Source organism: Planktothrix prolifica NIVA-CYA 540 (genome assembly GCF_963864145.1).
Classification (GTDB): domain Bacteria; phylum Cyanobacteriota; class Cyanobacteriia; order Cyanobacteriales; family Microcoleaceae; genus Planktothrix; species Planktothrix agardhii.
Map to the genome: position 1 here is coordinate 5,128,301 of NZ_CAWLTW010000001.1, position 23,216 is coordinate 5,151,516.

Consider the following 23,216-nt stretch of genomic DNA (forward strand, 5'->3'; position numbering starts at 1 on the left):
CATTAGCGGGGGGAACACAGGGAGCAGGGGGAGCAAACTATTGCCTATTGCCTGTTGCCTGTTGCCTGTTGTCTGTTCCCTTTTCTGTGTCTCCTAATCCGTATTGCGTATTGCTTCAATTAACCGGGAATAGTAGAAGCTAGTCCCGATCATAGTTTGTCGTTGAATCGAAAAACCATTGTCACTAAAAATTTTAACAATATTCGCTTCTTTATGTTGGTAAGCACGAGTAGTTTTACTCGGCCCTGGGAATAATTCCCCAACTTTTTTGAGTATAGTTAATGCTAAGGTTTTAGGAGCAAAACTCAAAATTACCCGTGATTCGGCTAGGGCACACAGATGAGAAATCATCTCAGGAATTTGATCTTGGGGATAATGAATCAAAACATCCAAACAAATCACCGTATGATAGCGACCTTGTAGGGTTTCTAAATCCTGGGCTGTGAAGCTGAGTTTCTGGATCACGTTCAGGCGGTCTTTTGCCCGATAATAGGCTTCAGCAACCATTTTTTCGGAAATATCACTACCGTAGACGATGGCTCCAGCCTCTGCTAAGGGAATACTCAAACTACCCACACCACATCCCGCGTCACAGATGCTTAAACCCGGCAGGTTACCATCGGCTTTTAACCACTCCAAGACCTGATCGACGGTTTGTTGATGTCCTTGACGGATATCAAGTTGCACCTTATTCACTTGACCGTCACCGTAGATGCGTCTCCACCGATCAAATCCTGTGCTATTAAAATAATCCCGAACTACGGTTTTCTCGTCTGCTACACTCATGGGTTTGTTTGAAATTAATTCCGTCCAAACCTTCATTGTAAGGTATACGGGAGCAGAGGGGGCAGTGGGATCAGGAGAGGCAGACTCTTTCTATTACCCATTACCCAAAACCCATTACCCATTACCCAAAGGATTAGTGTGCCGTTTATTGAACGCGGACGTCGATGACTGTACCGTTGAAGTTGTAGTTTTTGCCGTCAAGTTCAACGGTAGTACCCACTTTGATTTTGATATTGCCTAAAACTGGGCCTGTCTCGGTGATTTGACCTTTTCCTTCTAAGGTTAAAAGCAAATTATTATTAAATAGATTATCGGCGGTGGGGTCAGGTAGGGCTTTTAATGTGCCATCCGGTTGAGTCACGGGGATAATTCTGGGTAAAAAATTGACTTTATTCAAAGTAACTTGACCATAGGGTTGATTCCGAATAATTAAGTTAGTTTTTTCTCCGGTTTTAAATAATTCTTTGGCGTTACTGCTTTTGAGTCCTACCACCAAAACATCTATGGTCACGGGGCGGGTTGTTACACCGACTTGAGCCACTGAACCCGATGTGCCTGGATAAAAGAAAATCCCAAACAGCACCAGTAAAATTACTAAAGCTGCACCGAAATCGAGAATGCTAATCCTACCAAAGAGACGACCTTGAGAATCTAAAATTTTCATAGAACAAATACACAATAAGTTTTGCAAAGAATTGAACCTTGTCGATTGACACCAAACCTGTATTAGAGGGAAAAATTCAAGGAAACAGCGACAAACAGAACAACCCACGGTCAAGTTATAGCAGGGAACACCGGAACACCGGAACAGCCCCCCCCAAACCCCCCGTGCACGCAGGGCTAGGGGGGGAGGGAACACCGGGGGAAAACACTTTACCGTCTGGGTTCCAAGATCCGTCTGGTGTCTTAACTGCCTTGGCGGTTGCTATACCATCAAAAATTTTAAATTTAAAGGCGATTAAGAAGCCAAAATAGAGGTAAAGATTCTCGTTTAATCTCCAAAGATAACATCAATCTGGATTTTGTCTTCTACAATACCTCTGGCCCCTAGCACCCGAAATCTCAACCCCAAAAATCGCCTACAAGGTTGCCAGAGTTAGAGTAAACGGCAAAATTAGGTAAGACATCCACTAAAAATACCAATATGCTGGTAGTAGGAAAGGGTGTTACCCCCCAGGTATTCCAACCCTTTTCTTTGATCATTAGCCCAGTTTACCCAAAACCGAGTCCCAAACCTGATTCCACTCAGTACCAACCCCAATCAGCCTTCTATGTTTATTCCCTCAGTCTATCAAGCGATTAACCGCTATCCCCTCACCACAACACCGGAAACCCCTGTATCCGAGGTGATTTTGTTGATGAGTCGTACCCATTCTAGTTGTATTTTTGTGATTGAAGCGGATGATAGTGTCAATCAAAAGCCAACGATTATCGGAATTTTTACAGAACAAGATATTATTCAGCTTAATTCTATTGGAGATCCATTGCGAGGATTTCCAATTTCTCAAATTATGATTCGGTCATTTCTCACGGTGAAAGAATCGGAGGTTGATGATATATTTACCCTGATGGGAATATTAGAAAAACATCAAATTCAACAGCTTCCAGTTGTTGATGATCAAGGAAAATTAGTCGGGGTCATTAGTCCTAAAATTATTCTAAAACTCTCTTTAAGAGATTCAGAAGCTAGAAAAATAGCTAGATATTTACCCTCTGTTTCTGAAGAAATTTCTACAGAATTATCTGATAACTCGGATTTGGTGTTACCTGAATATCATCCCAGTTGCCAACAACTTCTGGATCATCTTTTTATTCCCGATCATTTAATTAAACTGAATCAACTTGCTCCTATTGCCGCTTCTAAAATTGTGCCGACATCGGGGGAGACAACTCTACGAGAATTAACGGAATTAATGTTTAACTATGGTGTGGATGAAATTGTAATTACAGAAACCTCTCCTTCTAATTCTAAGTTAACAGGGGATCAGATTTACATAACACAATCTCAATATAAATGGGTGGGTGTTGTGACTTCCCATGACATTATTTCCATGCAGGCATTGGGCTTGGATCTAAAAACTGTAAAAGCAATTACGATTTGTAATACTCCGCCTTTGGTTTTGCGATCGCAGGTTTCCCTCAAAACGGCATTAAACTTAATGAGAAAATATTATTATCAACTGCCCATAATTTTAGTGGATGATCATAATAATCCCGTCACCCTCATCTCCCCTAAAAACCTATTGTTGCAAGTTCTCCAACCCAAATCAATGCACAATACCCTATTAAGTTGGCAGCATCAATTTCAGGAGGTATTAAAAGCAACTCCATCTTCTCCTGAGTCCTTGCCTTTACCCTCAAATCATCCAGTTAGGAAACCTTTAAAATCAAACCTAGAAGGAATTTATCATTGGAACTTAAAAACGAATAAAATTTTATATTCTTCCCAATGGAAAGCCATGTTAGGATATCAAGATCATGAGATTAAAAATACCCGAGAAGAATGGTTAAGTCGGATTCATCCTCAAGATTTGAAACTGGTTAAAGTCGCTCTAAAAGATTATTTTTCCAAGAAAAATAGTGAATATATTATAGAATATCGTATCCGGTGTAAAGACGGTCAATATAAATCTGTACGCAGTCAAGGTCAGGGTTTTTGGAGTGAACAAGGGGAACCTTTGCACTTGATTGGGACTCAAATTGATCTAGCATCTGATCACTTAGAAAAAACTCCATCCTTGAATGGTAATTATCCCATTGATGATCCGATTCAGCAATTAAAATCTATTGTGTTTAAAACCGATAGTCAAGGAAATTTTATATTTTTAAATCCCGCCTGGACGCAGTTAACGGGATTAACTATAGAAAATAGCTTGGGTACATCATTTGTAAATTATATTTATTCTCAAGATCGGACAAAAGTTAGCCAATGGTTTGAATGCTTAATGTTAGGTCGTCCCAAAACGGAACAACTTGATGTCCGAATGTTAGTGTTTAATCTTAAAGAGAAGGAAGGGGGCGAAAAGTCTTCTCAACCTGCAACTCGCCAGGTTTTAATTTCAGGTCAATTAATTTTAGATAAACACAAGCATATTTTGGGAGTTTTAGGAACATTAAATGATATTGCGGAACAGTTTAAAGAGTTAAATGATCTCAGAGAAAGAGAAAGACTAATCCATCAATTCTACGAAATTACTGTTAGTAATAACACGGATTTTAAAACTCGAATTAGTGCGATCTTGAGTTTGGGTTGTCATCGGTTTGGTATGGATATTGGTCTACTGGGAAAAGTTTTTGCCGACCGATATGAAGTGATTTCTTCCTATCTTGCTGATGATTTTCCTTTTGGATTTGCCAAGGGCGATACCTTAGCCATTGAACAAACCTTTGAATGGGAATCCTTAAAAACAGAGGATGTTGTTTGTTTAGAATCAATTAAACAATCACCTTGGAAAGACCATCCTGCCTATCAAACCCGACGTTTAGAAGCCTATATTGGTATTCGGGTGATGGTGGGGGGAAGGGTCTATGGAACTTTGAGTTTTATGAGTCGCAATTCCCGCGCCCCATTTCAAGAATTGGATTTAGAAATTATGGAATTAATGGCAAATTATATTGGCAATGAAATTGCTAGGGATCATTCTCAAGAAATTCTCCAACAACAAAATCAACATTTATTATTACTCAAAGAAATTACCCATAAGGTTCGTTCTAAATTAGATACGCAAGAGATTTTTCAAACTACTGCTACGCAAATTGGTAGAATTTTTGGGGTAAATCGTTGTTCAATTTATACCTATCGATCTGACCCTTATGCCCATTTATCTTGTGTGGCAGAATATCTGGAATCCGGTTATGATTCTACCTTGAATTTTGAAATTTCTGTAAGTTATAATCCCTATATTGAAAAACTCTTAGCTGAAGATCAAGCGATCGCTTCGGTGGATGTTTTTACCGAACCTTTATTAGAATCCTCTACCCCGATATGTCGGCGCATGGGGTTAAAATCAATGTTAGCGGTTCGGACTTCCTATCAAGGAGATGCTAACGGTATTATGATGCTGCATCAATGCGATAAAATGCGGCAATGGATACCCGAAGAAATTGAATTTTTAGAAGATGTTGCCAATCAAGTTGGTTTAACCTTAGCCCAGGCTAAACTATTAGAAGCAGAGGTTAAAAATCGTCAACAATTAGCTGAACAAAATAAAGATTTAGAAGAAGCTAGATTAGCCGCAGAAGTGGCGAGTCGGGCGAAAAGTGAATTTCTTGCCACTATGAGTCACGAAATCCGTACTCCGATGAATGCAGTAATTGGGATGACGGGGTTACTATTGGATATGAATTTAACCCCGGAACAATTGGATTTTGTCGAAACCATTCGCACCAGTGGCGATGCTTTATTAACGATTATTAATGATATTTTAGACTTTTCTAAGATTGAATCAGGTAAATTAGACTTAGAAACTAATCCGTTTAAACTGCGAGATTGTTTAGAAGAATCCCTAGATTTACTTTCAGGAAAAGCCGCAGAAAAAGGTCTGGAAATTGCCTATTTAATTGAACCTTCTACCCCTCAAATTATTTTGGGCGATGTGACCCGACTCCGCCAAGTTTTAGTGAATTTACTCAGTAATGCGGTGAAGTTTACCGCCCAAGGAGAGGTGGTAGTTTCGGTGAAAGCTTCGGAGGTAACTAATCTTCCCCTTGACCTTAATACTGCCCCAACAATAGCCCATAAAATTTATGATATTCAGTTTGCGGTTAAAGATACTGGAATTGGGATTCCTGCCGATCGCATGGATCGTTTATTTAAAGCCTTTTCTCAGGTCGATGCTTCCACTTCTCGTCAGTATGGAGGCACGGGTTTAGGATTAGCAATTAGTCAACGTTTATGTGAAATGATGGGGGGACAAATGTGGGTGGTGAGTCGATCTCAATCCAATTCTTATACTGACAATCAATCTTTTATTTCGACAATAACTGGCAATCCTCCCGATGATTTTGTTAAGGAATTTGAGTTAGATGCAGGTTCAACTTTTTACTTTACTATTCGAGTGGAAGCAATTACAAAAATTGAAGCCAATGAACTTTCCGGTTTCCTGGTGGGTAAGAGATTATTAATTGTGGAAAATCATGGAATTAATCAAACTGTTTTAATCCGACAAGCTAAATCTTGGGGCATGATTCCTATTTCAGTTAAAACCGGACATGAAGCCTTAAATGTGTTAAAAAATAATCCTGATTTTGATTTGATTATTTTAGGCATGAATTTGGCTGATGTTGATGGGATTAATTTAGCTAAACGGATTCGAGATTGGGAACGAAGTCGTGCAGAAATATTCCCCGAACAGAAACCAATTAATATTACCTTCTTTAATTATGTGGTGAATACCGATTTGGCTAAACAGGTAGAACACAGTAATATTAATTGTGCCGGATTTATTAATAAACCTCTGAAACAATCACAGTTTTATAATACTTTGCTTCAAATTTTGGGTGAGTCTATAGAAAGTGCTATTCAAGAACCTGGGAAATCTTTAGGAGGATCAAATACGTTATCTGTTACCCCTTCTAGTAATTTAAAAATTTTGCTGGCAGAAGATCATGTTGTTAACCAAAAAGTGGCAATTCAAATGTTACAACGATTGGGATATCGTGCGGATATTGCTGGGAATGGATTGGAGGTTTTAGACGCTTTAAATCGACAATATTATGATGTGATTTTGATGGATGTTCAAATGCCCTTAATGGATGGTTTAGAAACCACCCGTCGCATTTGTGAAGAATATGCCAATCGTCCTAATAAACCTTGGATTATTGCGATGACGGCTAATGCTATGCAAGGCGATCGAGAAATGTGTTTAGCCGCTGGTATGAATGATTATATTACTAAACCTGTGCGTCGGGAAGAACTGGCTAAAGCCATCTCCCAATGTCAACCAATTGAGAATAGTAATGGTCATCAAACCTTAGAGGATTTATCGGATTTTGGCAGTAACGGCTATTCTAATTTATCTTCGGAATCTCTGGTTAATTCTAATGGTAATATTCCAGAATCTTCGGCAATTGATCAACAAGTATTAGAAAATTTAAGGGAATATGATGATGAAGATGATCCCTTTGTCAATACCTTAATTCAGGATTATTTAGCCGATACTCCCCAAAAAATTACCCAAATTCAAACGGCGATCAAAACCCAAGATATCCAAGGGTTAAAAGAAGCCTCCCATACCCTAAAATCCAGTAGTGCTCAATTAGGAGCCCTGACTTTTTCCCAGTTGTGCAAGGAGTTAGAATATATGGGACGGGCAGGAATGGCCGCAGAAAATGGCACAAGTTTGGAATGTTTTACATCGGGAAAAGCCGCGACTGGGTTATCTAAAATGGAAACGGAATGGTTACGAGTCAAAGCAACTTTAGAACAGGAATTATCTAAGGAAACCGTGAATATACATAATTAATAATTGTTGATTTTTTGCTCTCAACTATTGACGTTTTCTTGTTAATTATTTAGAATAAATTATGAGGAAAAAAATTAAATTTTAAGTATGATTCCTGTGATTTTGGCTGGCGGAAAAGGTGAACGGTTTTGGCCCCTAAGTCGGAAACATCGACCCAAACAATTTTTGAGTTTAGATGGTAGTGGGATTAGTTTATTGCAAGCTACCGCCGAACGGTTATTACCTTTAACCGAAAGTTGGGAGGGTTTATGGGTCGTAACTTCTGCTTTATTGGAGTCGGGAGTTCAAACTCAATTACCCCAATTACCCCACCCGAATATTTTAGCAGAACCCGAAGGACGAGACACCGCCGCTGCCCTAACCTGGACAACTTTAGAAGTAGCAAAACGTTACGGGGAAGACGCGGTAATTGGGTTCTTTCCGGCGGATCATTGGATTGCGGAACCGGAAAAGTTTCGCCAAACTTTAAAGGCGGCGGAGGTATTAGCAAAAACCCAAGATGTGATTGTTACTTTGGGGGTAAAACCCACATATCCTTCCACTGGATATGGTTATATTGAACAGGGGGAAGAAATTGGAATTTTTGATGGATTTCCCGCTTATAAAGTGGCTCGTTTTACTGAAAAACCCAATCGAGAAACGGCAGAAAATTTCTTAGAAACCGGGAGATTTAGTTGGAATGGTGGAATTTTTGTATTTCGTGTCGGTGTGGTTTTAGCAGAATTAAAAACATATCTTCCTGAGTTAGTTAGCGCCTTAGAATTGAAAGGAAAAGACGCTTATCCTGAGTTGAAAAAAATTAGTATTGATTACGCCTTAATGGAAAAAACCCAGAAAGCCTGTGTTTTACCCGTTGAATTTGGCTGGGATGATTTAGGGGATTGGAATGGGTTAGAACGATTATTAGGGGGAGATAAACCTAACGTAGAATTGGTTAAACATATTGGTTTAGATACGAAAGGCACAATTTTATTTAGTTCCAGTGATGAAGATGTGATCGTAACTTTAGGGATTGAGGATTTAGTGATTGTGCGGGATGGAAATGTCACCCTTATTGCTAAAAAAGATCGAACTCAAGATATTAAACAGGTGTTAAAAACCCTAGGAGATGATCCAGAATTTCAGAAACTCTTGTAATCAGAGAAATTTGTATTAACAATAACCATTTGGGAGAGATGGCGATGGCAAACGTCAATGATGTAACTGATGATAGACATTAGCTTTGTGGAATGGAAAGAGACTAGCACAGTGATTGATTTTTGTGATCACTGTGGCTTTGTCCTTTTGATCTGGTGTAGCGAGATCTGTTTCAAAATGTTGGGTTGAGTCAATCACCCAAATATTCCCAAAAGTAGAAATCAATTTCAGAAAATAGGAAGAAACTGAAAAGAAAAGTCTACACTAAAGAAAAGCGTTATTCTTCTGCATCAGGTTAATCTTATGTCAGAATCTCCGAAATCCATTGCCCAACACTACCATGAACGCACGAAATATGACCCTGAAACCCTAGGGTTAAAAGGTCAGACCTTGGACTGGGAAAAACAGCCCATTCCCTTCAAAGAGTATAAAATCGGTACAGTCTTTGATCTTAAACCCTACCTGCGGGACACAGACGAAGCCGTATCTAGTGATCCTAAAATCCGACTTTGGCAGCGTTTATCCCATTTGTTGCTGCATAGTTATGGTTTAACGGCAAAACTCCCCACGGTGGCGGGAGTCCATTATCTGAGGGCGGCACCTTCGGCGGGTGGTTTGTATCCTGCGGAAATTTATTTGATTTCCAGGGGGACGGCAATTTTATCGCCGGGTTTATATCATTACCAAGCCCAAACCCATGCTTTAGTTCAATTTTGGGAAAATCAAGTTTGGCCTGATTTACGAGATGCTTGTTTTTGGCATCCAGCATTAGAAAATACCCATTTAGCATTGATAACAACGGCGGTTTTTTTCCGTTCTTCTTGGCGCTATCAAGATCGAGCTTATCGGCGAATTTGTTTAGATACGGGTCATTTATTAGGTAATATTGAATTAATGGCGGCGATGAATGATTATCGACCCCATTTAATCGGAGGATTTGGGGATGATATTCTGAATCAATTGTTATATTTGGATACGGATGCTGAAGGAGCGATCGCGGTTTTAGCCTTAGCTGATTTATTAGAAATCAATGAAAATTTACCGATTTCAAGAACAGCTTTACCCTCGGAAACTCATATAGATTACCCTAATATTCCCGATGGAAAACTGCTGGCTTATTTACATAAATCTACTAAGTTAGAAACAGATTCTTCGGGAAGTCAAGGTTGGAAACTCCTAGAAACTGACGGAATATTAGAAGATAAATATAATTTTCCGTTTTGCACAAAAATTTCAACGGTGACAAGTTCAATTGATTGGGGTAAAAATTTATCAGGTTTAGAAAAAACTATTTTAAAACGGAGGTCTACAAGAGGTTACACTGGGGCAGAATTAATGTTAAATGAACTTCTAGCCCTTTTAGATTTTACCTATCAACCTTACCATTATATTCATCAAGGATTAGATGGTTCTCCAGATTATTTTGATTTGAGTTTAATTGAAACGTTTATTGCGGTTTCTGGAGTCTCTGGTTTAGAGGATGGGTGTTATTATTATGCTCCCAAAGCCCAAGAATTAAGGCAAATTCGCTTTAAGAATTTTCGTAAGGAGTCGTACTATTTGTGTTTACAACAGGATTTAGGACGGGATGCAGGGGCGGTATTATTTCATACGGCGGATTTGAAAAAAGCGATCGCCAATTATGGAGATCGGGTTTACCGCTATTTACATTTAGATGCAGGTCATCTCGGACAACGCTTGAATTTAGGTTCTGTTTATCTGCGTTTAGGAGTTAGTGGAATTGGGGGATTTTTTGATGATCAGGTGAATGAAGTATTGGGTATTCCTACGGATGAAGCCGTGCTTTATATTACAACATTAGGTAGACCCAGATAGAGAAGCAAAGAGGGTTTGGAGATCAAACCCCTACGATAAAATATTACAACCATAGCATTTTAAACAAATGTCATCTTCTGAACCTTCGATAGAAACCATTATTACGCCGAAATCTTCTCGAAAAGATGCGGGTTTAGCGCCATTGGTGTTGACATTGGTGGAACTAATTCGACAGTTAATGGAAGCCCAAGTCATTCGACGGATGGAAGGAAATACCCTCAGTGAAGAAGAATTAGATCGGGCGGCACAGAGTTTACAACAATTAGAAATTCAGGTATTAAAACTGTGCGAAATCTTTGAAATAGACCCGACAGACTTGAATATTGAATTATCGGAATTTGGCACATTATTACCCAAATCAGGAAGCTATTATCCAGGGGAAAATACCCAAAATCCTTCGATTTTAGAATTATTAGATCGGTTAATGAATACGGGAATTGTGGTCGAGGGAAGTGTAGATTTAGGGTTAGCACAACTCAACTTAATTCATGCAAAACTAAGATTAGTCCTAACCTCCAAACCTCTCTAACTCTTGTATCATTTCCTCTGCTATAGCAATCCTAAATAGGTTGTAACATTTCGATACTGATATGAAACGGCCAGAAGTATTACCCCAGATCCCTCCCCCCCTAGTCCCCACGGGGGGTTTGGGGGGGGCTGTTCCGGTGTTCCCTTTTGATCAGGGATTTTAAACACAACTCAAATAGGATTGCTATATATTAGAGAGTTTGACATTAAGGTTTATAATAGGTGTTGGTGCGATCACTTACACAGCCCAAGGGTTTAATTAATGGGGGTTCAATTATGGGAAATGGTTTATATTTATATGGGATTTTACCGACTAACCGAGTCCGACCTTTAGCCTTGCATGGGTTAGATAAACAACCGATACAAACCCATCCCGTTGATGAGTTTAGCTTTTTATATTCCGAGACTCAACAGGAACGTTATTTAGCCAGTCGGCGCAACCTATTAGGCCATGAAGACGTATTAGAAAAAGTGATGCAACATGGCTATCGAAGCGTTTTACCCTTGCAATTTGGATTAATTGTAAAAGATTGGGATCATGTGAAAGCGCAGTTAATTTTTCCCTATCAAGATCGGTTAAAAGAATTGTTTCATAAATTAGAAGGAAAACGGGAAGTTGGGGTGAAAATATTTTGGGAAGAAACAGAAGAATTAAACCTGTTAATGACAGAAAATCAAGGGTTAAGGGAAAAACGCGATAGCTTAGAAGGGAAACGTCTGAGTATGGATGAAATCATCGGTATCGGTCAAGAAATTGAACGGGCGATGCAAGATCGTCAACAGGGAATTATCGATAAATTTCAACAGATATTAAACCCCCTAGCACAAGAAATTGTCGAAAATGATAACTTAACCAGTGCCATGATTTATAACGCTGCCTATTTAATTCCTTGGGATATAGAACCCCAATTTGGGGATAAAATAGAAGAACTGGATCACCATTTTAATAACCGCCTCCGAATTCGCTATAATAACTTTACAGCCCCGTTTAATTTTGCCCAACTCAACCCCTAATCCGAGGCGTTATGATATTACGATTATTGCTATCTCCGATCACAGCACCCTTTGAGGGTGTAATCTGGATTGGTGAACAACTCCTAGAACGGGCGGAAGCCGAACTTGATGACAAAGAAAACTTAGGAAAGCGGTTATTGGCGCTCCAGTTGGCTTTTGATATGGGGGATATTCCAGAAGAAGATTTTGAAGTTCAAGAAGAGGAATTATTACTACAAATTCAAGCATTAGAAGATGAAGCAAACCAAGAAAATGATGAAATAGATTAAGCTAATTAAATCAAAACTCTCCTCTCCTCTCCTCCTTCGTGTCTTCGTGTTTCCCTCAATTATCAATTTTTTTTCTATTCTTCCGTCCAATTAATAGTCTAAAGTAAAAGTTGAAACCGAACCGGGTTCAGCTTTAGTAGGAGTTGGAGTCGATGGTTGGTTTGGTTTGGTTTCCGGGGGTTTGGGTGGGGCAATTTGTTTAACGTCAGTTTCTAACCCTTGGATTTGAGTTTCAATTTGTTGTAAACGTTGAGTAACGGTTTCAAAACGTTGTCCTAAACTTTCTAACTCCTCTTGTAAGCGTTTTTTCTCTACCGCTAATTGATATAAACTGCGGTAGAGGGTTGCTTCGGTTTTTTGGCGAGGCATGGTACTAATTTTTGGTAAAATAGGGGGTTGAGAACGAAAAGGACGCATAATAATTTGGGTACAACTACGAAATCATTATAACAATTGAATTTGCATAAGTCCTAAACTTTATTTTTCTTCATTAATTCACTAATTTTGCTAATTTTTTTGTGAGACTTTTGGGAAGAAAACCGTTTCGTTTCCGCCGAGTAACTCCAACAGATAGCATCGGGGTCACGTTGATAACTCCAGACTGAAAATTCCGGTTTGGTTTTCCACTTGCTGAGGGTCGTTGGATGTACCCCTAACCGTTGGGCGAGTTCCGACTGATTCAAGGTTTCGGGTAAAATAGAACTAGATGCCGGGTTGACGGGGAATAAAACCACGGAATTAGGGTTTTCTGGTTTAGAAACAACCGGGAGAGGGTCTACAACGATCTGAGACGGTTGGGCGGTGGGAAAATAGTAAATCATCCCGCCCACATCGGTAATTTCATATTGGGCGGCAAATTCGGTAGCCCGTTGGTCGAGATATTCCTGTACTTTTGTCCCCGACTGTTGGGTGTGCATGGCCAAATCTAAGGCCGTAATTCGTCCTTGGTTTTCCCGAATTAACCGATAAAATACCTCATCCAAGGTCGCCAACTGATTTTGTTGACGCTGTTGATAATATTTCCACATCCGCCAAGACCCCCATCCGCCAACGGTTAAAATCGCTAAGGGGAATGCTTTCTGGAGGATAAACAAAACGACTGCGACGGGGAGGAGAAGCGTCAGATATCCCCGTTCAGACGGGTTAATTTTTGGGTTTGAGTCTGACATGGATAGAATATTAACAAAGGTAATATCTTCAATATTGAGTGACATACTCCCACATCAAATCTGAGTACAGATTATGATGTGGGCTTCTTAGCAGCCCGATGAAGGGTATGCAAGATTTCCTTAATGGTACTGTTATCCATAGAACCAACTACAGAAAGATTCCCACTACGGCGTTTTATACTGGGGAAAATGCCCAACCCCAGTCTTTTCAAGTTAATCGTAGCATTGATATCACGATCAACCATCAAAGAATTTTGCTCATCCCAATAGTCTCGGATACTACAATCGGTGAAAATCATCTCATTAGGTAATGGTGATTTAACGATTCATCAAAGGTTACAAAAGTTTATAGAGGATGGGGGAACAGTGATTGCTTGTCCCAATTGCTCTCGCAAAGCCGGCTTAACTCAGGAGGATCTTATTGAAGGTGTTGTGCTTGGACAAGAGGGAGGAATATTGCCACTTCTTTTTGCTCCGAATACGGTAACGATCTCATATTGATTCCTAAAATTAGCTCCTCTGAATTGCTACAATTGATTCAGTTGATTCATTGTAAGTTAAAATGACTCGTAACACTCGTCGCCATTTCCTCAAATTTGCCAGTTCAGCACTAGCAACTCTGGGAATTAATCAATTCCTATTCCAACAAAAAGCTGAACAAGCTGGCAAAGTCCTTGCCCAAAGTACCCCTCGCAAATTAGCTTTATTAGTAGGCATTAATCAATATCCTTTCAACCCCCTAGAAGGATGCGTCAACGACCTAGATTTACAACGCTATTTGTTAATTCATCGCTTCGGATTTAATCCTAAAGATATTTATATTCTACCCCAAACAGAAGCCACCCGCACAGGAATTTTAACCGCATTTGAAGAACATTTAATTAAACAAGCCAAACCCGGAGATATAGTGGTTTATCACTATTCGGGGCATGGTTCTCGGATTTTTGATCCCGATCCAATTATAACCCGATTAGGAGATAGACAAGGATTAAATGGAACCTTTGTTCCTATTAATAGTAACTTACCCACCGGATATCCCGAAGTTGGGGGAGTTGTCCAAGATATTATGGGACATACTTTATTTTTATTAATGTCAGCCCTGAAAACCGAAAATGTGACGGTGGTTTTAGATAGTTGTTTTTCTGGTGGAGCCACGCGAGAAGTCCGGGTGCGTTCCCGCGCAGGAGGTGAAAATATTTTAGTTTCTTCTGATGAAAAAACCTATCAGCAACAGTGGTTATCTCGATTAAATTTATCTTCCGAACAATTTGTTAAAAGCTATCAAACCGGGGTAGCTAAAGGGGTCGTATTAGCAGCAACTTCCTCCACTCAACTGGCGCGGGAAGAGGATATTAATGGCTTTCAATGCGGTCTATTTAGTTATTTACTAACTTATTATCTCTGGCAAGAAGACAACAATATTGAACAGATATTTCAAAATATTCTCCCAGAAATTCCTGAAAGATACAAGCAAGTTCCCCGTTATGAAGTTAAAGTGGGGAGTGGGTATCAACAACAACTGCCCTATTTTATTAATTCTCCCAAATCTCCCGCCCAAGCAGTTGTAACGGCAGTTATTGGGGACAATGCTCAATTATGGTTAGGAGGAGTTGATTTAAGAAACGTGACAACGGGAACAATATTTACTGCTATTAATGGTACAGGACAAGTGAAAATGATTTCCCGTGATGGGTTAGTAGGACAGGCAAAGATTGAGAAACCAGTAACAGTAGGAACGCCCTTGCGTTTAATAAGTTAAGAGGAATATTAATATGTTAGAAAAAACCGGATCAAGCCGTGATCAGATATATTTTGTTATAATTTAAAATATAATGGGCAATAACCATGACTCAAGAAATGCGCCAAGAAATCGTTACCTTAGCCACAGAATTACCTGATGAACTGTTAGCAGAAGCCCTGGTGTTTTTGCATTCTCTCGCAGCCAAAGCACAGAATAATCACTCCGATAATTCCTCAACTATTGATCAATCTGAATTTGACAAAGCAATGGCAGCTTATCAAGTGATTAGCGAAAAGTATAAAAATGCGTTAAGGGAATTAGCCCAGTGAATGAACCCTTATGGATTTTTGAAGAAATTGTTAGAGTCATCCATCAGGATCAAATTCAGCAGCATGGTGGCAGTTTAGGACTCAGGGACGAAAATCTCCTTTCTGCGAGTTTAGCCAGACCCAGACATTTATTTGCTTACGGTCAACCTGATTTATTTGACCTGGCAGCCGCTTATGGTTATGGTTTGGCTAAAAACCATCCGTTTATTGATGGGAATAAACGCACAGCTTTTGCAGTAATGGCAACTTTTTTGTTGGTGAATAGCTATTTATTAGAAGTTCCAGAAATCGAGGTTGTGCAAATCATGGAAGGGTTGGCAACTGACCAAAAAACTCAAGAATCTTTAGCCCAATGGTTAAGGCAAAATTCTGTTAATTCATCTGTTGGAAAATACTTGAAACCGAAAAATAGTTCTTGACATTGGCATAGTTTTATCCCTTCAGCAGTGCGAGTGTCCTGACTCGCTGAAGAATAGGGTAAAAATTAGTGTATAATAATGTTAAATAAAAATCAAAAATATTCCCTAAACTAATGAATAAACAAAATACGTTTTTGGGGACTGCATTACTAACAATTATATTATTCCTTTTCCCTGGAGTGTTAGCGATCGCCACACCCAAACCCCTTTTTAATCAAGGCAAAAGACCAATATCAAATATAGCACAACAGCCAGCTACTACCGAACAACAGACAGCTAAAGAACTTGCTGAAAAAGCCTTTGCTGAAGCCTTGCAACTCCAAAATCAAGAAACTGTAGAATCCTTGAAACAAGCGATCGCAAAATATCAAGAAGCGCTCCAGTTATTTCGAGCCGCAGCCGATCAACATGGAGAAGCTAAAACTCTTGGTAGTATTGGTATTGCTTACTCCGACTTGGGCGAACAACAACAAGCAATTAACTATTTAAACCAGTCATTAAAATTATCTGAAGCTGAAAAAAATATTCCCAATCAAATCACTTCTTTAGTCAGAATTGGGCTGGCTTACCAAGAATTGAATCAACTACAGCAATCTATATCTTACTATGAACAAGCATTACCTCTGTTGCGAACCACAGGAGAAAAAGCTCAAGAAGCTCTCATTTTAGCAAAAATTGCCTTAGTGTACCAATCTCTAAGCAATTTCGAGCAAGCGATCGCTTATTTTAACCAATCCATCACCCTCTATGAAGCCGAAAAAGACTCTGCAAATGCTGCTAATACCCTGAAAGGCTTGGGATTAATTTACACATTATCAGGCAATAATCAGAGTGCGATCACTCAATACGAAAAAGCTCTTTCCCATTGGCAAGCTATTAACTCCAACAGCGAGGCAGCCAGCGTGCTAAAACTTATGGGTGCTACTGCCAGCAATTTAGGTAATTATCAGCAAGCGATTAATTACTACAACCAAGCCATTTCTATTTGGCAAGATCTGGGAGAAAAAGATCAGATAGCTAGGTCTTTCCAACTTTTAGGTCAACTTTACATAGAGCTAGGCGATATTGATACCAGTTTATCCTACCAAAAACAAGCTCTTTCCCTCTGGGAAGCTCTCAATGATTCGACAGGTAAAGCCGAGATGCTATCAGAAATTGGCTTAAGCTATTACATTTTAGACGATACAAAACAAGCTATTTCCTACTATGAACAGGCACGTTCCCTCTGGCAATCATTGAATCAGCCTGCCGAAGAAGCTAAGATTCTCAATGCTATCAGTATTATCTATTATTGGTCGAAAGATTACCAAAAAGCCCTGGAATATCTAAATCAGTCACTGCCAATATTCCAAGCAGAAAAAATTCCCGATAGAGAAGCAGAAACCTTGGTAAAACTGGCTATGGTATATAGCTTGTCAGGAGATAAAGATCAAGCACTAATATATCTCAACCAGGCAATTTCAATCATTGAAACCTTGCCCCATCCAGATTTTAAAGCTCTTGAGTTTTCCCGTGCTGCTAATACCTATTACTTGTTAAAAGATTACGAGAAAGGACTTAAATACCATAACCAATCCCTGCAACTATGGCAAGGGATGGGAAATCTTAGTAATCAAGCATCCGAGTTAGCAATAATCGCTCGAATAGAAAGAGATAGAGGAAATTTTAATCAATCTCTGACTAACATTGAAGCTGCAATTAAAATTATCGAAGGACTCCGCACAAAAATAGGTAGTCAGGAACTCCGACAATCTTATTTTGCTACTGTCCAAGATTATTACCAGTTTTATATTGATTTATTAATGCAACTGCATCAACAAAACCCCTCCCAAGGATATGATGCTATCGCCCTTCACGCCAGCGAAAGCAGTCGTGCCAGAAGTCTTGTAGAACTCCTCACCGAAGCTGGTGCTAATATCCGCCAAGGTGCTGACCCCAAACTATTAGAACAGGAACGCAATTTACAACAGCAACTCAACACCGTAGAACGTCGCAAACAGGAACTCTTAAGCGCTGAATATACCCAACAACAACTCGATGAAATTAAACAACAATCTCAATCTTTACTCAATCAACTCGACGAATTAGAAGCTAAAATTCGCCTTACCAGTCCCCGTTATGCCAACCTCAAATATCCCCAGCCTCTCACCCTACAACAAATCCAAGAAAAAGTCCTTGATGATGATACCCTACTATTAGAATATTCCTTGGGAGAAGACCGCAGTTATCTCTGGGCTGTGACTAAAAATAGTATTACCAGCTATGTTTTACCTAAACAAAGTGAAATAGAAGAAATTGCCAAACCTTGGCGAGAGATTAATGAATCTACTTCCGTAGAAAGCGGACTTCCCCTCAGTGAAATATTACTAAAACCCGTAGCTTCTCAACTGGGAAATAAACGTTTATTAATTGTTGGGGATGGGGTATTACAATATATTCCCTTTGCTGCTTTACCCATTCCATCTCAACCTAATACACCCCTTTTAGTAGAGCATGAAATTGTTACCGCTCCCTCAACTTCAACCATTGCTATTCAACGGGAACAACTACAAAATCGCCCCACCGTAGCCAAAATGATCGCAGTATTAGCCGACCCCGTTTTCAGCCTTAATGACTCTCGCGTTACTAGAAATGCACCCCAACAAAACCCGCAAACCCTCGACAACTTAGCCCTCAAACGGGCTACCCGTAATTTAGGTATTGGGGAAGGGGCGAAAACATATAACCGTCTGGAGTATACCCGCACCGAAGCCGAGGAAATTCTAGCATTGGTTCCCGAAAATCAAAGGTTACAAGCCCTAGACTTTCAAGCATCACTTGAACAAGCCAAAAATCCCAATTTATCTGAATATCAAATCGTTCATTTTGCTACTCATGGTTTACTGGATTCTGTTAATCCTGAACTATCGGGAGTGGTGTTATCCCTATTTAATCAACAAGGACAAGCTGAGGATGGATTTTTGCGTATTCAAGATATTTTTAACTTAAATTTACCTGCGGAATTAGTGGTATTAAGTGCCTGTCAAACGGGCTTAGGGAAAGACACGAAAGGCGAAGGTTTAGTGGGGATGACTAGGGGATTTATGTATGCTGGGGCGCGGCGGGTTGTTGTGAGTTTGTGGAGTGTTAATGATGCTTCAACTTCTGAATTAATGACGAAGTTTTATCAAAAAATGTTACAAGGAGAAGAAAATCCAATTCATGCTTTGAGACAGACACAATTGGAAATGTGGAAGTCTGAAGAATGGCAATCTCCCTATTATTGGGGAGCGTTTACAGTTCAGGGAGATTGGCGTTAGAGTGTTAACCTGCATTCTGTTCCTAGAAACCGAGTTTCTGCATTAGATTCATTGTAGGAAATCAAGATATCTTGAGAAACCCGGTTTCTGTAATTTACAGAATACCGTCTTTTTTCGCCATTGACGTCATTAAATCAACAACGCGACAGGAATAACCCCATTCATTGTCATACCAAGCCACAATCTTAAAGAAATTAGCATTCAGTTCCATCCCGGCTTTAGCATCAAAGGTACTAGAACTCGGGTCAGTGATGAAGTCTGAAGAAACCACTTCATCCTCGGTATAGGCTAAAACACCTTTCATCGGGCCTTCGGCCGCCGCCTTCATCGCCGCGCAGATTTCCTTATAGCTGGTGGCTTTGTCAGTGCGGAAGGTTAAATCAACGACGGACACATTCGGAGTCGGAACTCGAAAGGCCATTCCCGTCAGTTTTCCTTTTAAGGCAGGTAACACTAAAGTGACAGCCTTAGCCGCCCCAGTAGACGAGGGAATAATATTTTGGGCCGCACCTCGTCCCCCCCGCCAATCTTTCTTACTAGGGCCATCAACCGTCGGTTGAGTGGCGGTCATGGAGTGAATGGTGGTCATTAACCCTTCCGCTAACCCAAAGCTATCGTTAATCACCTTAGCAACCGGGGCTAAACAGTTGGTGGTACAACTGGCATTAGACACGATTAAATCAGAAGCCGGGTCAAAGGTTTCGTGGTTAACTCCCACTAACAGAGTTTTAACCTTATCCGGGTCTTTGGTGGGTGCGGAAATAATCACCCGTTTAGCCCCCGCTTCAATATGTTTGTGGGCCCCCTGGTAGTCACTAAATAACCCCGTAGACTCGACCACATAGTCCACCGTGTCTTCTTTCCAGGGGAGTTGGGTGGGGTCTTTGATGGCCGTACAGCGAATAAAATGTCCATCGACCACAATGCCATCTTCTTTGGCTTCCACGACGCCCGGAAATACTCCGTGGGTAGAATCGTATTTGAACAAATAGGCTAAGTTATCGGGAGGAACGAGATCATTAATTCCCACAAACTCAATATCTGGGTTATTAATCGCCGACCGCATCACCAAACGACCAATGCGACCAAACCCATTAATTCCTACTCTTAACGCCATATTATTAACTCCTTTAGGCAAAATTCAAGGGGACTTGATGATTCAAGCCCTAACTAGGGATAGACTGTAGCACAAGTCTTGATTGTTGAGGTTCTTTCTTTCTTTAATTTTAATATAATTAGCATCTTAATCCTGACAAGTTGGGTTATATAGCAATCCTAAATAGGTTGTAATAATTTACAACTGATACGAAACAGCCAAAAGTATTATCTGGTGTTCCCTATTCCCTATTCCCTATTCCCTATTCCCTTGCAATCAAGATTTATTTAATTAGGGATGGTTTAGCCTGGAAATCTAAAAAAAGTTTTTTTAATTAACGTTAAGAAAGAATAAAAAAGACTAATTTTATCCCCAACAGTATTAACAAATTGATCAAAAATCTGTACTATTCAAGGGTATACGATTGGGCTTAAAACTAAGATGAACAAACGTAAACGAATTGGCATTCTCACCAGTGGCGGAGACTGTCCGGGTCTCAATGCTGTGATTCGGGCTGTTGTCAATCATGCCACATCTGAATATAACTGGGAAGTCCGAGGCATTCCCTATGCCACCAAGGGACTGATTGAACGAAAAAGTGTGGTATTAAATTCCTATGGTTTAGAGCGACACGGAATTGATCCCTTATTAAGTATGGGTGGAACCATTTTAGGGTCGATTAATAAGGGAGATACCGAAGGCAATACCGACGAAATTATTCAGGGATATTATGATTTAGGACTTGATGCTTTAATCGCTATTGGTGGGGATGGTAGTCTGGCGATTTTGCAGAAACTTGCCGAAAAAGGCAATTGGAATTTAGTCGCTGTCCCCAAAACCATTGATAATGATGTCGCCCATACCGAATTATCGGTTGGTTTTAACTCCGCCGTCACTACAATTTTAGACTGTTTAGATCGGTTGAGTTATACCGCCGCCAGCCATGACCGGGTAATGGTGGTGGAGGTGATGGGACGGACAACCGGACATCTGGCCCTATATTCGGGAATTGTCGGGGGGGCCGATGCCATTTTAATCCCAGAAATTCCCTATTCAATTAAAACCCTCTGTAAACGAATTCGCGAGTTACGCAATCTCTGGGGACGAAAATTCGCCATTGTGGTAGTCGCTGAAGGGGCAAAAACCGCCGATGGGGAAAGTCGATATTATAAAGATGCCCTGGGAGAAGTCCGACTGCGGGGAATTGGGGAATATGTGGCTGCGGAAATTGAGAAAAATTTGGGGGTAGAAGCCCGGGTGACTGTCCTGGGTCATGTTCAACGGGGCGGGGCGCCTTCGGCCTTGGATAGACTCATTGGCACAGCCTTCGGAAAGGTGGCCGTGGATTTAATCAACCAGGAAACCTACGGGGTGATGGTGGCTTGGCATAATAATGCTGTCACCACTATTCCCTTAGCTCAGGTTTTTGCCGATAGTCCCCTACTGGTTGACCCCCAGGGATTTTGGGTGGAAACGGCCCGATCCCTGGGAATTTATCTCGGAGAAGAACTTAATCAAGAAAATATTCCTACGGTAAACCCGAATATCAATAATTTAAAACCTTTTTCTTTAGAGACAATAGCTCAGATTAATTAGGTTCAGATAGAATGTTTTAGCCGACGTAAACGATCGGAATAACTTTTGACAACTTCTAAGGCAAACATGGGGGTTTGCTGAACGGCAAACAGAAATCGAGATTTATCCATTGTGGCCAAAAGACAATCTGTTTTAGCGATCGCCGTGGACGCTCGTGTGTGATCGGGTTGAACTAAAGCACCCTCCCCAAAAACATCTCCAGCCGTCAGAGTTTCCACCACTTTCCCATTCACCCATAACTCGATTTCCCCTTCGAGAATGCCATACAAGACCTCTCCAGTTTGGCCCTCCTCAAAAATCACTTGATTGGCCAGATACCGTTGTTCTGGCTGTTTTTCAAACAGTTTTACGGTTTCAATGGGCTGTAACATAGTGTTATTAACTCAATAAGTTTGATCTGTTCTATTGGATCAATACTAGGGCAAAATAGAAAAAGAAAGACAGGGTAATATAGCGATCGCGCCCTACAACTAGGAATACTCCAACTCCTACCCATTACCCATTACCCATTACCCTGTTACTGAGGGAAGTCGAAGTATTACCCATTCGTAATTCGTAATTCGTAATTCCCCATTCCCTGCTATATTTATATCTCATGCCCAACACTGTTACTGTAACTATTCCCGCAACAACCGCCAACTTAGGGCCGGGATTTGATTGTATTGGAGCCGCCTTAACTCTATACAATACGCTGCGTTTTTCTTATTTAAAAAATACATCAAATGAGACTTTAACCATTACGGTTCAGGGCACAGAAGCCGCGATCGTCCAAACCGATGAAAGTAACTTAGCCTATCAAGCCTTTATTCGGGTTTATCAGCACCTCGGTCAAACCCCGCCCCCGGTTCAGATCGAGATTGATTTAGGAATTCCTTTAGCCAGGGGTTTAGGGAGTTCTGCCACCGCTATTGTCGGGGGACTGTTGGGGGCGAATACCTTAGCTGGAAATCCCTTGAGCCAAATTGAGATCCTGCAATTAGCCATTGAAATCGAGGGACATCCCGACAATGTGGTTCCCGCCTTATTAGGCAATTGTCAATTATCCGTATCCAGAGGAGAAAATGGTATAGGCTGGGAAATTTGCCCCATTCCCTGGCATTGTGATCTAGTTCCAGTTCTGGCGATTCCTGATTTTGAATTATCCACCGCAGAAGCTAGAAAGGTTTTGCCCCCAAACTATAGTCGGGCGGATGCGATTTTTAATACCGCCCATCTGGGATTATTAATTAGGGGTTTAGAAACCCGTAACCCCGACTGGTTAAGGGTGGCACTCCAAGACAAAATTCATCAACCCTATCGGAAATCCTTAATTAAAGGGTTTGAAACCGTCCGCACGGCGGCATTAACGGCCGGAGCTTTTGAATTAGTGATTAGTGGGGCGGGGCCAACTTTATTGGCTTTAACCGATGAAATATCAGCCCCTGCGGTGGCCGTGGCGATGACGACCGCCTGGAAACAAGAGGGCGTCAACCCAGAGGTTAAGGTGCTGCAACTCGATACTCAAGGGGCGACAATGAATATTGAATAGGAGAA

Annotated in this window: 19 protein-coding genes; 12 read left to right on the forward strand and 7 right to left on the reverse strand. The window is 40.6% G+C overall.

What is annotated here, in order from left to right:
* Nucleotides 1-93: 93 nt before the first annotated feature.
* On the reverse strand, nt 94-786 hold the full coding sequence (bchM, locus tag AC559H_RS22910) for a magnesium protoporphyrin IX methyltransferase (RefSeq protein WP_026788634.1): 693 nt from the start codon (nt 784-786) through the stop codon (nt 94-96).
* Between the two features lie 145 nt (nt 787-931).
* Nucleotides 932-1,450: a DUF4330 domain-containing protein gene (locus AC559H_RS22915; protein ID WP_026788635.1), complete on the reverse strand. Its 519-nt coding sequence runs from the start codon at nt 1,448-1,450 to the stop codon at nt 932-934.
* A gap of 607 nt (nt 1,451-2,057) precedes the next feature.
* Here AC559H_RS22915 and AC559H_RS22920 point away from each other — a divergent pair.
* From AC559H_RS22920 to AC559H_RS22945, 6 genes are all read left to right on the forward strand, one after another.
* Nucleotides 2,058-7,250: a response regulator gene (locus AC559H_RS22920; RefSeq protein ID WP_026794830.1), complete on the forward strand. Its 5,193-nt coding sequence runs from the start codon at nt 2,058-2,060 to the stop codon at nt 7,248-7,250.
* An 87-nt stretch (nt 7,251-7,337) separates the two neighbouring features.
* A complete protein-coding gene (locus tag AC559H_RS22925) occupies nt 7,338-8,387 on the forward strand; it encodes a mannose-1-phosphate guanylyltransferase (protein WP_026794829.1) in 1,050 nt (349 codons plus the stop codon).
* Between the two features lie 303 nt (nt 8,388-8,690).
* Nucleotides 8,691-10,223, forward strand: a complete 1,533-nt coding sequence (locus tag AC559H_RS22930) for a SagB/ThcOx family dehydrogenase (protein ID WP_026794828.1) — start codon at nt 8,691-8,693, stop codon at nt 10,221-10,223.
* Nucleotides 10,224-10,290: 67 nt separating this feature from the next.
* Nucleotides 10,291-10,752, forward strand: coding sequence for a gas vesicle protein K (locus AC559H_RS22935; RefSeq protein ID WP_026794827.1), 462 nt, complete (start codon nt 10,291-10,293; stop codon nt 10,750-10,752).
* A 227-nt stretch (nt 10,753-10,979) separates the two neighbouring features.
* Nucleotides 10,980-11,765, forward strand: a complete 786-nt coding sequence (gvpF, locus tag AC559H_RS22940) for a gas vesicle protein GvpF (protein WP_339373197.1) — start codon at nt 10,980-10,982, stop codon at nt 11,763-11,765.
* Between the two features lie 11 nt (nt 11,766-11,776).
* On the forward strand, nt 11,777-12,034 hold the full coding sequence (locus AC559H_RS22945) for a gas vesicle protein GvpG (RefSeq protein WP_026794825.1): 258 nt from the start codon (nt 11,777-11,779) through the stop codon (nt 12,032-12,034).
* Between the two features lie 90 nt (nt 12,035-12,124).
* Here the strand turns inward: AC559H_RS22945 and AC559H_RS22950 are convergent, their stop codons facing one another.
* From AC559H_RS22950 to AC559H_RS22960, 3 genes are read right to left on the reverse strand one after another with little or no spacing between them, the layout of a single operon-like run.
* Nucleotides 12,125-12,451, reverse strand: coding sequence for a hypothetical protein (locus tag AC559H_RS22950; RefSeq protein WP_026794824.1), 327 nt, complete (start codon nt 12,449-12,451; stop codon nt 12,125-12,127).
* 53 nt (nt 12,452-12,504) lie between these two features.
* The gene (locus AC559H_RS22955) at nt 12,505-13,248 is read right to left on the reverse strand and encodes a helix-turn-helix domain-containing protein (RefSeq protein WP_051319781.1); all 744 of its coding nucleotides are present in this window, start codon (nt 13,246-13,248) and stop codon (nt 12,505-12,507) included.
* Between the two features lie 26 nt (nt 13,249-13,274).
* The gene (locus tag AC559H_RS22960; protein WP_026794823.1) at nt 13,275-13,502 is read right to left on the reverse strand and encodes a hypothetical protein; all 228 of its coding nucleotides are present in this window, start codon (nt 13,500-13,502) and stop codon (nt 13,275-13,277) included.
* A gap of 263 nt (nt 13,503-13,765) precedes the next feature.
* On the opposite strand from AC559H_RS22960, the gene AC559H_RS22965 reads away from it, so the two are divergent.
* The 4 genes from AC559H_RS22965 to AC559H_RS22980 all read left to right on the forward strand — a co-directional run bounded on the left by AC559H_RS22965 (nt 13,766) and on the right by AC559H_RS22980 (nt 18,991).
* Complete coding sequence (locus AC559H_RS22965; RefSeq protein ID WP_026794822.1) at nt 13,766-14,962, forward strand: caspase family protein; 1,197 nt, start codon at nt 13,766-13,768, stop codon at nt 14,960-14,962.
* A gap of 86 nt (nt 14,963-15,048) precedes the next feature.
* The gene (locus tag AC559H_RS22970; protein WP_026794821.1) at nt 15,049-15,273 is read left to right on the forward strand and encodes a hypothetical protein; all 225 of its coding nucleotides are present in this window, start codon (nt 15,049-15,051) and stop codon (nt 15,271-15,273) included.
* On the forward strand, nt 15,270-15,692 hold the full coding sequence (locus AC559H_RS22975) for a type II toxin-antitoxin system death-on-curing family toxin (protein WP_026794820.1): 423 nt from the start codon (nt 15,270-15,272) through the stop codon (nt 15,690-15,692). Before AC559H_RS22970 ends, AC559H_RS22975 begins: the two co-directional genes overlap by 4 nt.
* A 113-nt stretch (nt 15,693-15,805) precedes the next feature.
* Nucleotides 15,806-18,991 (forward strand): CHAT domain-containing tetratricopeptide repeat protein, encoded by a 3,186-nt coding sequence (locus tag AC559H_RS22980; protein WP_051319780.1) that lies wholly within the window; start codon nt 15,806-15,808, stop codon nt 18,989-18,991.
* Between the two features lie 94 nt (nt 18,992-19,085).
* Here AC559H_RS22980 and gap read toward each other — a convergent pair whose 3' ends face one another.
* On the reverse strand, nt 19,086-20,108 hold the full coding sequence (gene gap, locus AC559H_RS22985) for a type I glyceraldehyde-3-phosphate dehydrogenase (RefSeq protein WP_026786004.1): 1,023 nt from the start codon (nt 20,106-20,108) through the stop codon (nt 19,086-19,088).
* A gap of 420 nt (nt 20,109-20,528) precedes the next feature.
* On the opposite strand from gap, the gene AC559H_RS22990 reads away from it, so the two are divergent.
* Nucleotides 20,529-21,683, forward strand: a complete 1,155-nt coding sequence (locus AC559H_RS22990) for an ATP-dependent 6-phosphofructokinase (RefSeq protein WP_026794818.1) — start codon at nt 20,529-20,531, stop codon at nt 21,681-21,683.
* 2 nt (nt 21,684-21,685) lie between these two features.
* Here the strand turns inward: AC559H_RS22990 and AC559H_RS22995 are convergent, their stop codons facing one another.
* A complete protein-coding gene (locus AC559H_RS22995) occupies nt 21,686-22,054 on the reverse strand; it encodes a cyclic nucleotide-binding domain-containing protein (protein WP_026786006.1) in 369 nt (122 codons plus the stop codon).
* A 224-nt stretch (nt 22,055-22,278) separates the two neighbouring features.
* Between AC559H_RS22995 and thrB the strand changes: the two genes are divergently transcribed.
* Nucleotides 22,279-23,211 carry a homoserine kinase gene (gene thrB / locus AC559H_RS23000; RefSeq protein ID WP_026794817.1) on the forward strand — a complete coding sequence of 311 codons (933 nt, stop codon included), beginning with the start codon at nt 22,279-22,281 and terminating at the stop codon, nt 23,209-23,211.
* Nucleotides 23,212-23,216 lie beyond the last annotated feature (5 nt).

Bases quoted from the DNA above. Each gene is read 5' to 3' on its own strand.
- AC559H_RS22930 (WP_026794828.1), top strand. From the start codon at position 8,691: ATGTCAGAATCTCCGAAATCCATTGCCCAACACTACCATGAACGCACG.
- AC559H_RS22920 (WP_026794830.1), top strand. From the start codon at position 2,058: ATGTTTATTCCCTCAGTCTATCAAGCGATTAACCGCTATCCCCTCACC.
- thrB (WP_026794817.1), top strand. From the start codon at position 22,279: ATGCCCAACACTGTTACTGTAACTATTCCCGCAACAACCGCCAACTTA.
- gap (WP_026786004.1), bottom strand. From the start codon at position 20,108: ATGGCGTTAAGAGTAGGAATTAATGGGTTTGGTCGCATTGGTCGTTTG.
- AC559H_RS22950 (WP_026794824.1), bottom strand. From the start codon at position 12,451: ATGCGTCCTTTTCGTTCTCAACCCCCTATTTTACCAAAAATTAGTACC.
- bchM (WP_026788634.1), bottom strand. From the start codon at position 786: ATGAGTGTAGCAGACGAGAAAACCGTAGTTCGGGATTATTTTAATAGC.
- AC559H_RS22980 (WP_051319780.1), top strand. From the start codon at position 15,806: ATGAATAAACAAAATACGTTTTTGGGGACTGCATTACTAACAATTATA.
- AC559H_RS22945 (WP_026794825.1), top strand. From the start codon at position 11,777: ATGATATTACGATTATTGCTATCTCCGATCACAGCACCCTTTGAGGGT.
- AC559H_RS22935 (WP_026794827.1), top strand. From the start codon at position 10,291: ATGTCATCTTCTGAACCTTCGATAGAAACCATTATTACGCCGAAATCT.
- AC559H_RS22960 (WP_026794823.1), bottom strand. From the start codon at position 13,502: ATGATTTTCACCGATTGTAGTATCCGAGACTATTGGGATGAGCAAAAT.
- AC559H_RS22995 (WP_026786006.1), bottom strand. From the start codon at position 22,054: ATGTTACAGCCCATTGAAACCGTAAAACTGTTTGAAAAACAGCCAGAA.
- AC559H_RS22965 (WP_026794822.1), top strand. From the start codon at position 13,766: ATGACTCGTAACACTCGTCGCCATTTCCTCAAATTTGCCAGTTCAGCA.
- AC559H_RS22955 (WP_051319781.1), bottom strand. From the start codon at position 13,248: ATGTCACTCAATATTGAAGATATTACCTTTGTTAATATTCTATCCATG.
- AC559H_RS22915 (WP_026788635.1), bottom strand. From the start codon at position 1,450: ATGAAAATTTTAGATTCTCAAGGTCGTCTCTTTGGTAGGATTAGCATT.
- AC559H_RS22990 (WP_026794818.1), top strand. From the start codon at position 20,529: ATGAACAAACGTAAACGAATTGGCATTCTCACCAGTGGCGGAGACTGT.
- AC559H_RS22925 (WP_026794829.1), top strand. From the start codon at position 7,338: ATGATTCCTGTGATTTTGGCTGGCGGAAAAGGTGAACGGTTTTGGCCC.
- AC559H_RS22970 (WP_026794821.1), top strand. From the start codon at position 15,049: ATGACTCAAGAAATGCGCCAAGAAATCGTTACCTTAGCCACAGAATTA.